Here is a 14653-nt window from a genome sequence, read left to right on the forward strand (position 1 = left end):
CCTCGGCCTGTGCGTCAACTGTCCCAGTCAATTGGCTCCACAGAGCATCGTTCCCGAAGAACCGAATCCGGCGCCTTTGGCCCGAGGCGAGCCGGCGCTGGAACTGCTGTTCCGCCCAAAGTCGACCAGATGCTGACCGAGGCAACCGAAGCCCTCGGAAGATATCGAGCCGATTATGTCGGCAACTGGATAGACCTGAGATCGGGCCCCGCGCAAATTTTTCTCATGCCCAGGCCCGACCCGGAACTGCTTCCCCCTCCGTCTCCGCGCTGTCCAACCTGCGCAACGAGAATGATCGCTATTGCCGTCTCCATTGGTTCGAACGGGCTGGAGCATCGCACGTTCGAATGCAGAACATGCCGTCATTCGGAGATGAAAACGTTTGACGCTGATCCGATCCAGCCAGCCTGCGAGGCTATGACCAGAAGCGCGTCATCGCCTGACTAGATTGGGTATTGGCGACGAACGATCTGGCAAACGGATGCAATTCAATCCTTCGGAGGCTCGCGATCAGGGCCGCCATTAAGGCTGCGCCCCAGCAACCGATCGTAATTGTTGCGAACCGTCTCATAGCACTCGCAGGCGCTTTCCCGCAGCGCTTCTACGTCGGTGATCTCGATCTTGCCTCGCCGGTATCGGATCATTCCTGCAGCTTGCAGCGTATGCGCGACCGGGGAAACGGTGGTTCGCCGGACACCCAGCATCTCCGCAAGAAACTCCTGCGTAAAGGGAGCGTATCGCTTCCCGACAGGTCGCGCGCACGCAGCAGCCAGCGGCACAGCCGCGCCGTCAGATCGTGGAGGATGTTGCAGGCGGCAGACTGCTGCGCCTGGCCATAAACCGTCTGCTCGTGACTGATGATCATCGAAAGCATGCCCGGGTGGTCGAGTGCCACGCGCTTGAATGCGTCGGGCTCACACACCGCCCCATGTCCGCCGATTTGAACGATCGCGCGATTCAGGGCCAGCTTGCCGTCCAAAGCCGCCGAAGCGCCGACGGCACCATCGCGGCCAACCATGGCGGCTTCAACGGTTTCTCCGCCCTCAAGCAGCACCACGAGCGAAATCACCGCATCGAATGGAAAGTAGACCCCGCTAATCTTCTCCCCGGCTTCATGCAGGATCTTGGTGTGCTCCAGCGCGATCGGCCTGAGGTGAGGCCGCAATAGCTCGAGGTCCGGCGGGGCGAAGGACGACAGCAGCAAATTGCTCGAAAAAGACTGCATGAGAACTCCCGGATTGGCGGGAGCACTTTGCGTCTCTCAGTCACGCGGCTGCCGGAGGGTGCCGTTGATATCGGACGCTATCCTTTTCCCCCGGAACGGCGTCTGTCCGTCACCCGACATTGCAAGTCGCTCCATGCTGAACCGCAAGGAGCCAATGCGATCGTTGCACGCTGGAGAAAGGCCCCGGCGCAGTCGGCGCGCCGGGGATAATTGAGGATTGTCGTCTCCGGGATCGGCCGGCTCATGACCGCGAGCATTGATGGATTTCAGTGCGCGAAAAATGCCCGACTACCCGGCTGCGAGACCATGGTGCGTTTTGCTGATTGAGCGCCTTGTTGAGCGCCTTGGCAAAACTGGAACTGAAACCTCACATCCGTTTGAAGCTAATCGATCACGATATCGGAACGGTCGCAGGCGCCCCCGGTTGGCCCACTGTTGGTACAAGGGAGGCAACTCATGAACTTGAAGCTCCTAGCCGCAGCGGCGGTTCTTTCGACTGCGGTCGCAGCGCCGGCACTGGCGCAGGATGCTCACGGACGGTCGGATGCCATCCGTAAACCGCAGACTCAGGACCGGATCTATCATCGTCACAGCGGGTTCTGGCCAGGTGAAATAGCCGCCGGCGTGGTTGGCGGCGCGATCGGCACGGCCGGCGCGATTGCGACGGCGCCGTTCCGAAACGACGTCTACGCCTACAATTATGGCTACGGGCCGCGCTACTACAATAGCGGCTTCGTCTGTCAACCCGGAACGACATTCATCGGTGGAGATGGCCGACGCCATATCTGTCAGTAGCTAACAACGGGCATTGAGGAAGAGGCGGTCCAACACCGCCTCTTCTCCTGTTTAGCGATTGCTTCATTTAGCGGTTGCCTGAAGTCTTCTTTCCAGGCGGATCGCCGCCGCGGTCCACCCGGCTCACGCGCTGGGCGCGCTCCTTGTCCTTGGGTTGCTCCTGTCCCCGTTGATCACGGACGATGCCCTGATCGTCGCTGCCGTTGGACGAACCGGGATCAGCCGGTTCGGGCTCTGTCGCCTGCCGATGTTGCTCCTTACCTTCCCGGACCAGCAGTTCATCGCCGAGCATTTGCCCGATGATCTGTTTGGTTTGAGCCTCGACCTTCTCATGAAACTTGCTCATGGCGGGCCTCCTTCCATCAAAGAACGGCGTCAGGGCTCCGATGTTTCTTCCGAGAGGTCCAAACCTTTGCCCGGCTGCTGCTGCGATCATGTAGGGCCCTGCTGACCGGTTCCATACAATGTTGGACCCTGATCGGACATTAATTCGTCTAAGGTTGTCGCAGGCCCCGCAAAGTGGTCAGCGGGCTTACCATCTCCGCCGATCAGGAATAAGATGAGCCGACGTCCACGGGCGTTCGTGCCCTTAGGCAGGCCCGACCCAATATCGTGGCCACTCTCCGTCATGCCCGTTGGCAACCAAACTGAGATCTGCCCAGCGATCCACACGACGAATTCCATGACCGAACCCGAGCGTTTGGAAGGTGTTCCTGGCCGCTACTGGCACCGGCTTGAAGACGGGCGTATCCAGTGCGATATCTGCCCGCGCTATTGCAGGCTTAACGAAGGCCAGCGCGGCCTGTGCTTCGTGCGTGGCCGGCAGGACGATCGGATCTTGCTCACGACGTACGGCCGCTCCTCGGGATTCTGTGTCGATCCAATAGAGAAGAAGCCACTGAACCACTATCTGCCCGGCACTCCCGTGTTGTCGTTCGGTACCGCAGGGTGCAACCTGACCTGCAAATTCTGCCAGAACTGGGACATCTCCAAGGCGCGAGAACTCGACCGGCTCCAGGACGCGGCCTCGCCGGAAGATATTGTCGAGGCCGCGATTGCCACGGGCTCGCGTTCCATCGCCTACACCTACAATGACCCCGTCATCTTCCTCGAATATGCCGTGGATGTTGCAAGGGTGGCGCGCCGGCGCGGGATCAAGAACGTGGCGGTCACAGCGGGCTACGTTGACGCGGCGGCGCGGGAGGAGCTTTACACCTTCATGGACGCCGCCAATGTCGACCTCAAGGCGTTCACCGAGTCGTTCTACAAGCGGCTGTGCACCGGCCATCTCGGCGCCGTCCTCGAAACGCTCGAGTATCTGAAGAACAAGACGAAGGTCTGGTTCGAGATCACAACGCTGCTGATCCCGGGTCACAATGACAGCCCGGAGGAGGTGAAAAAGCTGAGCGAATGGGTGATGACAAGGCTAGGACCCGACGTGCCGTTGCATTTCACCGCCTTCCACCCTGACTACAAGATGCTGGATCTGCACCGTACGCCGGCCTCCACGCTAACGACGGCTCGTGATATCGCGCGCAAGGTCGGGCTGCATTTCGTCTACACCGGCAATGTCCATGACGAGAGCGGCCAAAGCACGTACTGCCCGGGCTGCAGTGAGCGGATCATCGGCCGAGATTGGCATGACATCACCACTTGGCGGCTCTCAGGGAACGGCCGTTGCGGTATTTGCTCCACCGCAATCCCTGGCTTGTTCGAGGCGCACCCGGGCAACTGGGGGCAGCGGCGCGCCCTGATCCGGATCGGCAGACTGGAACGCTCGTGAATGAGGATGATAGCGACGTCGAGGCGCCTCGCTGCTGCGTGTTGGAGCGGGAGCCTGATTAGGAGGTCACGATGAAGATTGACAGCACCATCTTTGGCGCGATTACGATTGACGGAAAGACGTATCAGCACGACGTGGTCGTTCGTCTTTCCGGCGAAGTTGTGAAGCGGAAAAAGAAGCTATCAAAGAAGCTGTATGGCACCTCGCACGTGCTTTCAAAAGACGAGGCAAAGTTTCTCTTCGAGAAGGGGTGCGATCAGATCGTCATTGGCTCGGGCCAGATGGGCAACGTGCACCTGTCACCAGAAGCTGAAGCCTATTTCGAAAGAAAGGGCTGCGAGGTCGTGTTGAAGCCGACACCCGAGGCAATCCGGATGTTCAACCGGTCGCGGACAAAGAGGATCGGACTCTTTCACGTGACCTGTTGAAAGAAATGCCTGGTGAAGCTGTGTATCCACGTTGGATCCGCCGGATCGGCGCGCCGCTCATCGCTCTTGTTTTGACCATTGCGCCGTCGGTTTCGACGGTGCACGCCGTTGAGGATGCGCGCAAGGTGAGCGTGGTGTCCTTCGGACTCTTCGGCGATCAGGGCGTGTTTAGAAGCGAGGCCACCGGCGCAGCACGGGTCGTCGCGGACCGTTTCGGGGGCGCTGCGATCAACGTGCAATACAATTCGAAGAAAAGCGGAGGTGCAACGATTGAAGGCCTGGCCATGTCCTTGCAAGCGGCGGCCAACGGGATGGACGCCAACAACGACATTCTGTTTCTGATTCTCACCTCGCACGGCTCCCGCGCAGGCCTTGCAGTCAAAGCGGGGCGGCTTACGCAAATGCTCACGCCGTCTAATCTCGCCTACATGCTGACGCGGACCGGCATCCGATATAAGGTGGTGGTCATCTCGGCCTGCTATTCCGGGGTCTTCATCCCTCGTCTCGCTAACCCCGATACGCTGGTAATCACCGCGGCCGACGCCGACCATCCATCGTTCGGCTGCCGTGACAAAGCCAAATGGACCTATTTCGGCAACGCGTTTTTCAATATAGCACTCCGGCAAGCCAAGAGCCTGAAGGACGCCTTTGTTGTTGCGCGCTCGCTCGTCAAAAAGCGAGAAGTGCGCGAGCGCTTCGAGCCTTCAGATCCCCCTAATGGCAGGCGGCGAAAACGTGCAGCCGTTGCTGATTTCGCGTCCTTGAGCGACCGGTCACTTTCCGACGCCTGCGGGAAAGCTAAACAGAAGGCCGGGGAAATAACTCCGCCGCATGTATCTGACTATCCGATGAGCCAATGGCCCTTGTGGATGTCGAATTTCACCAGACCTTCGTCGCGCATCTTCAGAAGCAGCGATTGGCAGGCTTCCTCATTGGGAAGATTGGCACGCCGCATGAGTTGGTAGGCCTTGAGCGGCTTTTCGCGGAGCGCATTCAGGATATTCTCGCGATCTTTCAGCATGACTGGTCCTGTAATCCAAAATTGGCGTTGATAATGAACTGCTCAGGCCGCCATGACGAGTTTGACCTGGCCGTCTTCTAGACTTCCGGCCGCGAGCGCGTCGCGCGCCATCTTTTCGATAACAGGCCAATTTGCGAGAAGAAATTTTTGCGCCAGAGCCTTGGTCGGCAGCTCGGTTTGCAGAACGCAGCGCTGCCGCGCAGTTCCGTTCGCGATCTGAAAAGACACCGCTTGCGGCCCCTCGATGATCTCTTGTTCGGTGGGCTTGGCAGCTATCCGCATCCGCTATTCCTTTTTTGAGCGTCCGATTAGGTCAGGCTGTCGGGATCGACATTAGCCACCGCGCCTGGTGGTTCTTGGCTATTGCGAATGAGCGGCGGCTAGCTAGGACTGATCGTCCTCGGCCCCCGGGGCGCGTTTCGGCTTGTGATCCGCGATTGGCTGCGTATTGCGCACCGCCGCGGCCAGCATCAGGCGCAACTCTTCCTTCGTCATCGGTGGTTGCCGCGTGGTTGACGATTTCCATTGTGCCATTGCGCTTATATGGGGTGCCCTAGCGAGAGTTAAAGCCCCATGACTCGCTGAATCCGCGGACGATGCATTTCGGCATACTTGCCGCATCACACGACTCCTGCCCTCATTCTTGAAAATTTAAACAGTCACACATCGCAGCGAGTGCCCGGCGGGCAAATCACTTCTGATTTTCCGAAATCGCGTCAAGCCCCCCAAGCAAAAATATTCCGCTTAACACGAGGGGCAAATCAGTCGCATAACTCCGCCCATCTCACGGCAGATGAGGGGCGTTGGCCATCGTCACGAACGCGCGGTGAGATGCGATGGACGCAAGAGGTGCGATAGACGTACGCGCCGGACGCGTACGGTGAAGTCGTGTGGTTCGGGCGCCGCGGTGCTGGCGCTAAGTTTCACGGGTTATCTCGTGGAGCGACGGAGGCAAGAAAGCCGTTCTCCGGGAAGAGCACGAAGTAAGCCGTAAAGCCATTGCGCAGGGAAGGCCGGAGTGTTTCCGCTGTACCTGTATGCTCGTGTGCGCGTTCTTATGCGCAAATTGCACACGAGACCTCGGGTGCAGCCAGCACCCGGTCTTCCCTGCGTCCTCTGATTGGAGAGGGCGAAACAAGATGCAAACCTCGGGCAAAACATGTCGCGAGATCGCGAGTTCATATCCACGTCATTGCGAGCGTAGCGAAGCAATCCATCTCTCCCCGAGTTGAGGCATGGATTGCTTCGCTACGCTCGCAACGACGCGGAGGGGCCGCAGCGTCCCGATTGCTCCGTCCCTCGGGAGCATTGCGAGAAACCCCAAACAAAAACGGCGGGAATGACCCCGCCGTGTTGAACCGATATCGCCGAATGAACCTACAGCAGCCCCATATCCAGCATGCCCGGCAGTTGCGCGAGCGGCAGCGCGGCGGCGCCGACCAGGGTGGCGACCAGCGCGGCAAGGCGATGATTGCTGTGGCGCTTGCCGCGCATCTGGCTGGCGATCCATTCCAGCACCTTGGTATCGATGTTGGCGGCCTTTACCGGCGCCCAGCTCTCGATCGGCGTATCCGGCGACAGCGCCACCGTGCGCGGCGGCACCGGCAGGCCGGACTCGGAAGCAGCATGGTGGGCGACCGCCTTGGCCAGCAAATCGTCGAAACGTCCGTCGTCGGTGCGTTCCGCAGCCGCATCGCTGATTTCGAACAACGCTTCGATTTCGGCGCGGCTCACCGGCTCATGCTCAATGGCGCTCACGGTGAGGATGCGTGCGCACCAGGCGGCGTCGTCGGCATCGAGTGCGCGGGAGAAATGGATACGACCCTTGGTCGTCGGGCCCTCGCCGGTGATCACACCGTCGCGCACGATGGTGAGCGCATGAGCGGCGGTCTTGCGGCAGGATGGTTGGAGGGATATTTCAGCAGGCACGGCGGTCGCGGCAGACATGGTTGCACTTCTCAATTTCAATTCCAGTCCAGCATTTCCATACGGGCCATGAACGAGCGGTTAACAATTCGAAACCCGCATTCCCTGATTTTTACATGGTTGCCAATTGGTCGCTGTGAGGTCGGTCACGGTTCAGACCAATGCATTCCCGGGTGCAAAAACGGCCCGGCGTGATGCGGGCGATAAAAGGCAATATCGGGGCAGCGACGGCAAAAAAGTGGAACGGTTGTGAAAACAAAAGGATGGCTCCCAAATCTAGCTACCGCCATCGAATGCAGGCCCGCCGGTTCTTTTCGTCGCAGAGGCGCGGACCAAAAGAAGATGCTAGGAGTTCCGGGCTCGCGGAGAAGGATCTCACATTTTGCGCTAACCGGTTCACTTAACCGCTTCAGACTCCTATAATCCTTAAGGCAAATTTCCCTGTAACTTGAACGACATGAGGTAAAGCCATGGCACTTCCGATAGGCGCTGTCGCCCCCGATTTCGAAGCCGAAACCACTGAGGGCAAAATTAAATTCCACGACTGGATCGGAAATAGCTGGGCGATGCTGTTCTCGCACCCCAAGGATTTCACCCCGGTCTGCACCACCGAGCTCGGCTTGCTCGCCAAGCTGAAACCGGAATTCGACAAGCGCGGCGTCAAGCTGATTGGCCTGAGCGTCGATCCTGTCGACCGCCATGCCAAATGGTCGGAGGACATCAAGGAGACGCAGGGTGCTGCGCCGAACTATCCGATGATCGGCGATACCGACTACAACGTCTCCAAGCTTTACGAGATGCTGCCGGCTTCGACCTCGGGCGATCCCCTCACCCGCACGCCTGCGGACAACCAGACCGTCCGCAACGCGATCGTGATCGGCCCCGACAAGAAGATCAAGCTGACGATCGTCTATCCGATGACCACCGGCCGCAACTTCCAGGAGATCCTGCGCGCGATCGACTCGCTGCAGCTGACCGCAAAGCATCGCGTCGCGACGCCGGCCGACTGGAAACAGGGCGAAGACGTCATCATCGCGGGCTCCGTCAGCGACGACGAGGCGAAGACGATCTATCCGGCCGGCTGGAAGGCGCCGAAGCCCTATATCCGGATCGTGCCGCAGCCGAAGTGACCGCGCAGCGGTCATCCCGGAACGGTCCGAAGGACCATATCCGGGATCTCGAGATTCTCTGGTGCGCAATTGCGCACCAGAGTCCGGTGCTAACGCACCATCCCGGAATGACAAACTAAGTTTTCGGCACCGGCTTCCGGTTTCGCGGGCGGCGTGATGCGCCGCCGTGACTGCCTCGTCAGGCGGCGCGGACGCGGTCGAGGAATTTTTCCACCTCGGCCTTCAGGTGCAGGCTCTCGCTCGACAGATTCTGCGCAGAGGCAAACATCCGGCTCGAGGTCTCGCCGGTTTCGTCGGCGCCCTGCGCGGCGTTGCGGATGTTGGCGGCAACATCGGCCGTGCCGCTCGCCGCCGCGCGCACGCTCTGCGCGATGTTCTGGGTCGCGCCGCGCTGCTGCTCGACCGCCGCCGAGATCGAGGTGGCGATATCGCTGATGCGCTCGATGGTCTGGCCGATGGCCTTGATCGCGCTGACCGACTCTTCGGTCGCAAGCTGCATGCTGCCGATCTGGCTGGATATCTCTTCCGTCGCCTTGGCCGTCTGACCGGCGAGGCTCTTGACCTCCTGCGCTACCACGGCAAAGCCGCGGCCGGCATCGCCTGCCCGCGCGGCCTCGATGGTGGCGTTAAGCGCCAAAAGGTTGGTCTGCTCGGCGATCGAGGTGATCAGCTTCACCACGTCGCCGATCCGGGCGCCGGCTTCCGACAATTCGTTGATGCGCTGGTCGGTGGCAGCGGCCTGCTTGACGGCGTCGGCCGCGATGCCGTTCGATTCCTGGACCCGGCGGGTGATTTCCGCGATCGAGCTGGAGAGCTCGTCGGAGGCGGCCGCCGCGGTGCGGACATGCTCGGAGGCGGTCTCAGAAGCGCCGGCCGACTTGCCGGACAGGCTTGCGGTAGTCCGCGCGGTGTCGGTGAGCTGCCGCGCGACACGCTCGAATTCGCTGGAGGAGCTCAGCACCTTGTCGAGGATGCCGCCAACGCCGGTCTGGAACTCGTCGACGAAGCCGCGCAATTCCGACTTGCGCTGCTCGGCAGCGGCCGCGGCAGCCGCGGTCTGCTCGTCGCGCAAGCGCCGGCGTTCGACCGAATTGTTCTTGAACACCGCAAGCGTACGCGCAATCTCGCCGATCTCGTCCGTCCGGTCGTCGCAGTCAATTTCGACGTCGGCGTTGCCGTTGGCGATTGCGGTAAGCGAGGCCGTGACCGACGTCAGCGGCTTGGTCACCCGGCGCACGAGCAGCAAGGTCAGGAGCATCACCAGAAGCGCCGCGACGCCGGCTGCGATCGCCATGTTCTGAATGGCATGCGACAGCATGCTCTCGTAGTGAGCCATGGGAATGCCGACATACAGCAGCCCGATCACCTTGCCGGCCGGATTCATGATCGGGTAGTAGGCGGTCATGAACGTCTTGCCAAACAGCGTCGCCGGGCCGCGGTAGGCCTCTCCACGGCGCACCACCGCCTGCCCGGGGTGATCGGCCGCGAGCTGGGTGCCAACGGCGCGGTCGCCGTTCTCCTTCTTCACATTGGTGGTGCGGCGGACGAACTGGTTGCTGGCGTCGTCATAGACGAAAAGCGTCGCGTTGCCGCCGGCATAGCCCACCGCGCGATCGACGATCGCATGGTCCTTGAACTCGGGCATCTTCGGAATTTCGGCCCGGGCGACCGCCCCGTCCTTGAGCGTGATCTTGGCGTCGCTGTAGGTCTCGGCAAATGCCAGACCCAGCGTGCGCAGGTTGACCTCGATGTCCCGCAGCGCCCGGTCGCCGAATTCGGAGGTCAGCGACCAATGGGCCGCCCCGACCACCAGCGCGGTATTCACCGCGATCAGCAGGATCGCACAGATGACAGCCTTGGTACCGAGGCGCAGCTTGAGCGCCGGCAGGAACTTTCCAGTGGATTGCGTGGTCATGACGAGAAATTCCCCCAAAATCGCACCCAATCTGACCCGTTTTGCTTACGATCGCCTTAATGGGCACAACCCAGGGAAAATACTGATATCCTTCATGAAATTTATACGTGCAGGAAGGCCAAATACTCTACTTCAAACTGAGCGACGGTTGACCACCAGCACGGCCGCCGCGCAGGCGGCCATGCCGGCGATCGAGACCGCGTCGAGCCGTTCGCCGAACAGCACATAGGCCATCAGCGACGTCACCGCGGGCACCAGATAGAACAGGCTCGCTACCGACGTCGCGGCCGAGCGCCGGATCAGCCAATAGAGCAGCCCGATCGATCCGATCGACAGCACAACCGCAAGCCAGGCCAGCGCCAGGATGAACTCGGTGGTCCAATGCACCACATTGGTCTCGAACAGCCATGCGCCGAGACCGAACAAGATCGTAACCGCGAGGTATTGCACGAGATTGCCCGACCGCCAGTCGATCGCACTGCAGTAGCGGCGCTGGTACAGCGTGCCGAGCGTGATGCTGACCAGCGAGACGGCCGAGGCGATCCATCCCCAGCCCGCCTCTCCGCCCATCGGCCTGTCGTGCAGGATCAGCACGACGCCGGCGAGCCCGAGCAGCAATCCGCTCCATTGCAGCGGCGTCACGCGCTCGCCGAGCCAGCGGCTCGCAAGCGTCGAGGTGAGGATCGGCTGCAGGCCCGGAATCAAAGCCGAGAGCCCCGCCGGGATCGAGTGCGCAATCGCGATCGCCGTGCCGCCGAGATAGATGCCGTGCACCAGAATGCCGGCGACGGCGCTGTGCGCCACGCCGATGCGATCCGGCCAGCGCGGCCGCGCGACTACGACGATGATCGCCATCAGTCCCACCACGAACGCCATGCGGATCGCGAGATAGGTCAGCGGCTCGGCGCTGTTGAGCACATATTTGGTGCCGATGAAGCCCGTGCTCCAGAGCACGACGAAGATCGCGGGTGCCGCGCGCGCGGCAATTTTTTCGAGGTCGCCGGTCATTTGCCGCCCCTGTTGCCCGATCACATGTTATGCGGCAAGCTTGGTCACGCGGGACCGCCGGCGCGACTTCAGATATCGAAGAACGAATTGTAGGGCGCAGCGACCTTATCGCGGCATAGTCACGTTCTAGGGGCTTGCGAGATTGGTAAGGGAGCGATCACCACTCTTCCGGACAGGGATCGACGATCCTCCAGAGTTCGCGGCCGTTCTTGATCTTCTTCATCTCGGTGGTGAGCCCGCCGTTGCGGCGGATCCAGTCCTTCACCGTTTCCGGATAATAGGACATCAGGTCCGACGTCCCTTCGGCACTCGTGACCTTGATGCCGAAAGTGAAGGCCTTGTCGTAATAGGCCTGGTGGAAACCAACGCTCGCCTTCGGCGTGACGCAGATCTTGTTCATCGGCACGATGCCGAACACCAGCGTGCAGGCCGAGTTGCAGATGCCGTCGATGATGACGCGCTCCTTGCGGTCGCGGATGCGCTTGTACTTGGCCTTGTACTCCTCGACATAACCGCCGTGGTCGCGCGTGATATGCAGGTCGGCGCGCGCCGGGCTCGCGACCAGGACCGAGAGAGACAGCAAGGCAAGAGACGTGATGCGCATGGGTCGATCGGGAACCGGATAGCCTTTGTTAGACGCGGATGGGTCGGCCCTTGAAGTCAGACCGGACAGAACTCTGGCCGGACTGTGTTGGGAATTCGTTAAGCATCCCTTGAGGCCAAAAATGGGCGCGTTAGGATGGCTTTCCGCAGCATTTCTGCCCGATTCTCCTAGAATGGGACGTTGGATCAGCCAAAATGGCAGGGATTACGGGGCTTCGATCAGATCGCAGCTTGGGCTTCTATCTTCTTGTTTTGACGTACTTTCTTCGCACGAATTTCTGCCCGTTCAGATCGAGATCACTACAGTTTCAGTGGGACTTCCGGAGAATCGAAATGACCAAAGCAAAGTTTTTCCTCGCCGCCGCCCTCCTCTCTACCGCGGCCCTCGCCCCAAACCTGGCGGAGGCCCGCCACAATCGGCACCACTTGCGCAATTGGGGTCTGCCCTACCCGATCAGCTTCCTGCACAATTACGGGCCCGGCCCACAGCCCGGCACCTTCGCCTATTACGACGGCCCCTCCACGATCCACTGCCGTCAAGGCGCGGCCGCCTATATCGGCCAGGACCGCCGGCGGCATCCCTGCTACTAACCCGCGCTACTGGCTCTATTAGGCCAAGTCTGATACGAGCCACCGCAGGCGCTCGTAGCTCAGCTGGATAGAGCATCGGATTTCGATTCCGAGGGTCGGGAGTTCAGATCTCTCCGAGCGCGCCAGTCCCACTTTCACAACCTTTCATCCACCATCGCCCGCCGTCACCAAACGGGCCTACAAGACATTCAGAAAGAAGACTTTTCTTTATCGCTGGAGGTCGCCGGCCGTCGCCGGTCGTCGTCGGCCAACCTCCGGCAGACTGCCCCTTTAACTGTCCCTCGATCTGAGTTAGAATCTCCCATGCATCTGAAAACGCGGTCCCCTCGCGAGGGGCGGGAGTTCGAATTCCCCATGCAGCTCAGAACCGAAAAGCCGGAGATCACCGCAAAGAATTATCTTTCCGTTGGCGCCGGCGAATATCCTTGTGGCAACAATCTTTATCTGATCGTCACGCCAAGTGGCGGCCGTCGCTGGGCTTTCCGCTACCAGCGCAACGGCGTCGTAAAAAAGATGGGTCTCGGCTCGGCCAAGGCGGCTGGCCTTAAGCCCTCCGAGGCCAAGGACAAGGCGATTGACGCCTTGCGACTTCTCGCCAAGGGCACTGATCCACGAGAGCATCGTAACGACGAGAAACGCCGCGCCCAAGGATCGCGCCTGTTCGGCGAGTTCTCCGAGGAATGGCGGCAGACCTATGAGGCCGGGCTGAAACACAAGGCTGCGCGCAACAAGCTCAAGCGCATCGTGCAGGTTATTTGCAAGCCGCTGCACAAGCTGCGGCTCGAGGAGATCGAGACCGAGCACATCATTGCCGTTCTGCGCAAGGTCTGGCATCAGCGCGAGATCTCGCGCGACACGCGTCAGCGGATCAAGAAGATTCTGGACGCCGCTATAGCGCTGAACCTGCGACCGAAACACAACCCGGCCGATTGGGACAGCCGACTGAAACCGATCATGCCGAAGCAGAGGAAGCGGGGCTCTGTACGTGGCGGCCACAAGGCCATGGACTACCACGATCTGCCCGCGTTTATGCAAAAGCTCGCCGCCAATTCCGATCAAAGCGCCCGGGCGCTTGAGGTCGCCATCCTCACATTCGCGCGAACTATCGAGGTGCAGAACATGCGCTGGTCGCAGCTCGATCTCGAAAGCGGTGTTTGGGATTTGGGCACCCTTGATACCAAGAACGAACGGCCCAAGCGCACGCCACTGCCCCGGCAAACGTTGGCCTATCTGCGCGAGGCCTATGAGGGGCGCGTTAGTGATGCGTTCGTGTTCCCCGGTCGCAGCCTGGCCAAGCCGATCTCCAACATGACGATGCTCAAGCATTTGAAGCAGATTACTGGGGACGAGACCCTGACGGTGCACGGCTTCCGCACCACGTTCCGGACCTGGGCGCAGGAGGAAACCGACTTCGAGGAGGAGATCGTCGAACATTGCCTGCACCACATCACGGGCGATGACGCCGAAAAAGGCCTACAAGCGCGGCGAGGCACTAAGAAAGCGGCGCATCGTGATGCAGGCATTCGCCGACTTTGCGACGCGGCCACCGAACAACAAGGTGACGCCGATGAGGGCCGCCTGAGCGTTCGTGCTGTCCATTTGGACCGGGCGGTACGTCATCATCGCTCATCGGGCAGGTTTTCCAAGAAGGATGCCAGATCGGTGCGCGTGATTATGGTGCGTGTACCGTACTTGCGAATCCGCAAGCGCCCTTCCTTGATCGCTTTGTAAATTGACGTCTGGCCGAGTGAGGAAAGTGCCGCAGCCTCCGGGACAGTCAGGCCGAGCTTTTCCATGGTAGGTCGGAGCATAGACGATTCGCGTTTTGCCATTCTCATGGGTCTCGCTTCACTAGGTCATAGTGCCGTGCTCTCCTGTGACTTCCCACGGCGCAACATGACCTTCGTCGAGGACATGCGGACCCGGTTGCTAGGGGCGAAGCGAGTGCTCGGCCACATCCGAAATTCGGTCGTCGCAATTTCGGACGCGATTTCGTGCAATTTGGCTGAAGGGATGTTCAGGCTTAGCGTAGTTTCAATCGTCCCCCTGACGCCAGCGGACGCTCTGATTGCCCGTGTCGGGCAAAGGAAGCGTTCCGCTTCCCATCAAGTCTTAGGTGCTTGGCAAGCCCCTGCCGGATCGGCGACAGCCGGTCAAGGCCGCGAGCCGCGAAGCGGGGGCGCGAAACGCGCCAGCCTTGACGGGATGACGCCGATCCGGCCTGCTTG

General features: G+C 60.6%; 15 protein-coding genes, 1 tRNA gene and 1 pseudogene. 8 read left to right on the forward strand and 9 right to left on the reverse strand.

Annotated features, from left to right (window positions below):
- Window positions 1–488: 488 nt before the first annotated feature.
- Together ACFXS9_RS16290 and ACFXS9_RS16295 are read right to left on the reverse strand one after the other, a co-directional pair.
- Window positions 489–704 (reverse strand): helix-turn-helix domain-containing protein, encoded by a 216-nt coding sequence (locus ACFXS9_RS16290; protein ID WP_392690306.1) that lies wholly within the window; start codon window positions 702–704, stop codon window positions 489–491.
- Window positions 641–1204, reverse strand: coding sequence for a Crp/Fnr family transcriptional regulator (locus ACFXS9_RS16295; protein ID WP_392690308.1), 564 nt, complete (start codon window positions 1202–1204; stop codon window positions 641–643). The genes ACFXS9_RS16290 and ACFXS9_RS16295 overlap by 64 nt, the downstream gene beginning before the upstream one ends.
- A gap of 477 nt (window positions 1205–1681) precedes the next feature.
- On the opposite strand from ACFXS9_RS16295, the gene ACFXS9_RS16300 reads away from it, so the two are divergent.
- Window positions 1682–2020, forward strand: a complete 339-nt coding sequence (locus ACFXS9_RS16300; RefSeq protein WP_392690310.1) for a hypothetical protein — start codon at window positions 1682–1684, stop codon at window positions 2018–2020.
- A gap of 67 nt (window positions 2021–2087) precedes the next feature.
- On the opposite strand, the gene ACFXS9_RS16305 is transcribed toward ACFXS9_RS16300, so the two are convergent.
- Window positions 2088–2366 (reverse strand): hypothetical protein, encoded by a 279-nt coding sequence (locus tag ACFXS9_RS16305; RefSeq protein ID WP_392690312.1) that lies wholly within the window; start codon window positions 2364–2366, stop codon window positions 2088–2090.
- Window positions 2367–2702: 336 nt separating this feature from the next.
- On the opposite strand from ACFXS9_RS16305, the gene amrS reads away from it, so the two are divergent.
- The 3 genes from amrS to ACFXS9_RS16320 all read left to right on the forward strand — a co-directional run bounded on the left by amrS (window position 2703) and on the right by ACFXS9_RS16320 (window position 5196).
- Window positions 2703–3803 carry an AmmeMemoRadiSam system radical SAM enzyme gene (gene amrS, locus ACFXS9_RS16310; RefSeq protein WP_392690314.1) on the forward strand — a complete coding sequence of 367 codons (1101 nt, stop codon included), beginning with the start codon at window positions 2703–2705 and terminating at the stop codon, window positions 3801–3803.
- 71 nt (window positions 3804–3874) lie between these two features.
- Entirely contained in the window at window positions 3875–4231 is a 357-nt protein-coding gene (locus ACFXS9_RS16315; RefSeq protein WP_392690316.1) for an Mth938-like domain-containing protein, read from the forward strand.
- Between the two features lie 5 nt (window positions 4232–4236).
- Complete coding sequence (locus ACFXS9_RS16320) at window positions 4237–5196, forward strand: C13 family peptidase (protein ID WP_392699812.1); 960 nt, start codon at window positions 4237–4239, stop codon at window positions 5194–5196.
- 98 nt (window positions 5197–5294) lie between these two features.
- Here ACFXS9_RS16320 and ACFXS9_RS16325 read toward each other — a convergent pair whose 3' ends face one another.
- A complete protein-coding gene (locus ACFXS9_RS16325) occupies window positions 5295–5534 on the reverse strand; it encodes a hypothetical protein (protein WP_392690318.1) in 240 nt (79 codons plus the stop codon).
- A 1095-nt stretch (window positions 5535–6629) separates the two neighbouring features.
- On the reverse strand, window positions 6630–7199 hold the full coding sequence (locus tag ACFXS9_RS16330; protein ID WP_392690320.1) for a hypothetical protein: 570 nt from the start codon (window positions 7197–7199) through the stop codon (window positions 6630–6632).
- A 449-nt stretch (window positions 7200–7648) separates the two neighbouring features.
- On the opposite strand from ACFXS9_RS16330, the gene ACFXS9_RS16335 reads away from it, so the two are divergent.
- Window positions 7649–8308, forward strand: a complete 660-nt coding sequence (locus tag ACFXS9_RS16335; protein WP_213245355.1) for a peroxiredoxin — start codon at window positions 7649–7651, stop codon at window positions 8306–8308.
- 178 nt (window positions 8309–8486) lie between these two features.
- Here the strand turns inward: ACFXS9_RS16335 and ACFXS9_RS16340 are convergent, their stop codons facing one another.
- The 3 genes from ACFXS9_RS16340 to ACFXS9_RS16350 form a co-directional block, all read right to left on the reverse strand.
- Complete coding sequence (locus ACFXS9_RS16340) at window positions 8487–10223, reverse strand: methyl-accepting chemotaxis protein (protein WP_392690322.1); 1737 nt, start codon at window positions 10221–10223, stop codon at window positions 8487–8489.
- Window positions 10224–10355: 132 nt separating this feature from the next.
- The gene (locus ACFXS9_RS16345) at window positions 10356–11231 is read right to left on the reverse strand and encodes a DMT family transporter (RefSeq protein ID WP_392690324.1); all 876 of its coding nucleotides are present in this window, start codon (window positions 11229–11231) and stop codon (window positions 10356–10358) included.
- Window positions 11232–11388: 157 nt separating this feature from the next.
- Window positions 11389–11835: a hypothetical protein gene (locus ACFXS9_RS16350; protein WP_065746042.1), complete on the reverse strand. Its 447-nt coding sequence runs from the start codon at window positions 11833–11835 to the stop codon at window positions 11389–11391.
- 332 nt (window positions 11836–12167) lie between these two features.
- Here ACFXS9_RS16350 and ACFXS9_RS16355 point away from each other — a divergent pair, with 332 nt between their 5' ends.
- The 3 genes from ACFXS9_RS16355 (at window position 12168) to ACFXS9_RS16365 (ending at window position 14156) form a co-directional block, all read left to right on the forward strand.
- On the forward strand, window positions 12168–12425 hold the full coding sequence (locus ACFXS9_RS16355; RefSeq protein WP_392690326.1) for a hypothetical protein: 258 nt from the start codon (window positions 12168–12170) through the stop codon (window positions 12423–12425).
- Between the two features lie 48 nt (window positions 12426–12473).
- Window positions 12474–12550: transfer RNA gene (locus ACFXS9_RS16360), tRNA-Arg, on the forward strand.
- Between the two features lie 229 nt (window positions 12551–12779).
- Window positions 12780–14156: a tyrosine-type recombinase/integrase gene (locus ACFXS9_RS16365; RefSeq protein WP_392690328.1), complete on the forward strand. Its 1377-nt coding sequence runs from the start codon at window positions 12780–12782 to the stop codon at window positions 14154–14156.
- Here ACFXS9_RS16365 and ACFXS9_RS16370 read toward each other — a convergent pair.
- Window positions 14123–14263 (reverse strand): annotated as a pseudogene (locus tag ACFXS9_RS16370) (DNA-binding protein); the annotation flags it as partial. The gene ACFXS9_RS16365 and the pseudogene ACFXS9_RS16370 overlap by 34 nt on opposite strands.
- Window positions 14264–14653: the final 390 nt, after the last annotated feature.

Origin of the sequence: Bradyrhizobium sp. RDI18 (assembly GCF_043203335.1) — a bacterium.
Lineage (GTDB): Bacteria > Pseudomonadota > Alphaproteobacteria > Rhizobiales > Xanthobacteraceae > Bradyrhizobium > Bradyrhizobium retamae.

What these genes read in the sequence shown, in the direction of transcription:
- ACFXS9_RS16300 (WP_392690310.1), top strand. Translation starts at nt 1,682, where the DNA reads ATGAACTTGAAGCTCCTAGCCGCAGCGGCGGTTCTTTCGACTGCGGTC.
- ACFXS9_RS16325 (WP_392690318.1), bottom strand. Translation starts at nt 5,534, where the DNA reads ATGCGGATAGCTGCCAAGCCCACCGAACAAGAGATCATCGAGGGGCCG.
- ACFXS9_RS16340 (WP_392690322.1), bottom strand. Translation starts at nt 10,223, where the DNA reads ATGACCACGCAATCCACTGGAAAGTTCCTGCCGGCGCTCAAGCTGCGC.
- ACFXS9_RS16335 (WP_213245355.1), top strand. Translation starts at nt 7,649, where the DNA reads ATGGCACTTCCGATAGGCGCTGTCGCCCCCGATTTCGAAGCCGAAACC.
- ACFXS9_RS16305 (WP_392690312.1), bottom strand. Translation starts at nt 2,366, where the DNA reads ATGAGCAAGTTTCATGAGAAGGTCGAGGCTCAAACCAAACAGATCATC.
- ACFXS9_RS16320 (WP_392699812.1), top strand. Translation starts at nt 4,237, where the DNA reads ATGCCTGGTGAAGCTGTGTATCCACGTTGGATCCGCCGGATCGGCGCG.
- ACFXS9_RS16350 (WP_065746042.1), bottom strand. Translation starts at nt 11,835, where the DNA reads ATGCGCATCACGTCTCTTGCCTTGCTGTCTCTCTCGGTCCTGGTCGCG.
- ACFXS9_RS16330 (WP_392690320.1), bottom strand. Translation starts at nt 7,199, where the DNA reads ATGTCTGCCGCGACCGCCGTGCCTGCTGAAATATCCCTCCAACCATCC.
- ACFXS9_RS16290 (WP_392690306.1), bottom strand. Translation starts at nt 704, where the DNA reads ATGCTGGGTGTCCGGCGAACCACCGTTTCCCCGGTCGCGCATACGCTG.
- ACFXS9_RS16365 (WP_392690328.1), top strand. Translation starts at nt 12,780, where the DNA reads ATGCAGCTCAGAACCGAAAAGCCGGAGATCACCGCAAAGAATTATCTT.
- ACFXS9_RS16345 (WP_392690324.1), bottom strand. Translation starts at nt 11,231, where the DNA reads ATGACCGGCGACCTCGAAAAAATTGCCGCGCGCGCGGCACCCGCGATC.
- amrS (WP_392690314.1), top strand. Translation starts at nt 2,703, where the DNA reads ATGACCGAACCCGAGCGTTTGGAAGGTGTTCCTGGCCGCTACTGGCAC.
- ACFXS9_RS16315 (WP_392690316.1), top strand. Translation starts at nt 3,875, where the DNA reads ATGAAGATTGACAGCACCATCTTTGGCGCGATTACGATTGACGGAAAG.
- ACFXS9_RS16355 (WP_392690326.1), top strand. Translation starts at nt 12,168, where the DNA reads ATGACCAAAGCAAAGTTTTTCCTCGCCGCCGCCCTCCTCTCTACCGCG.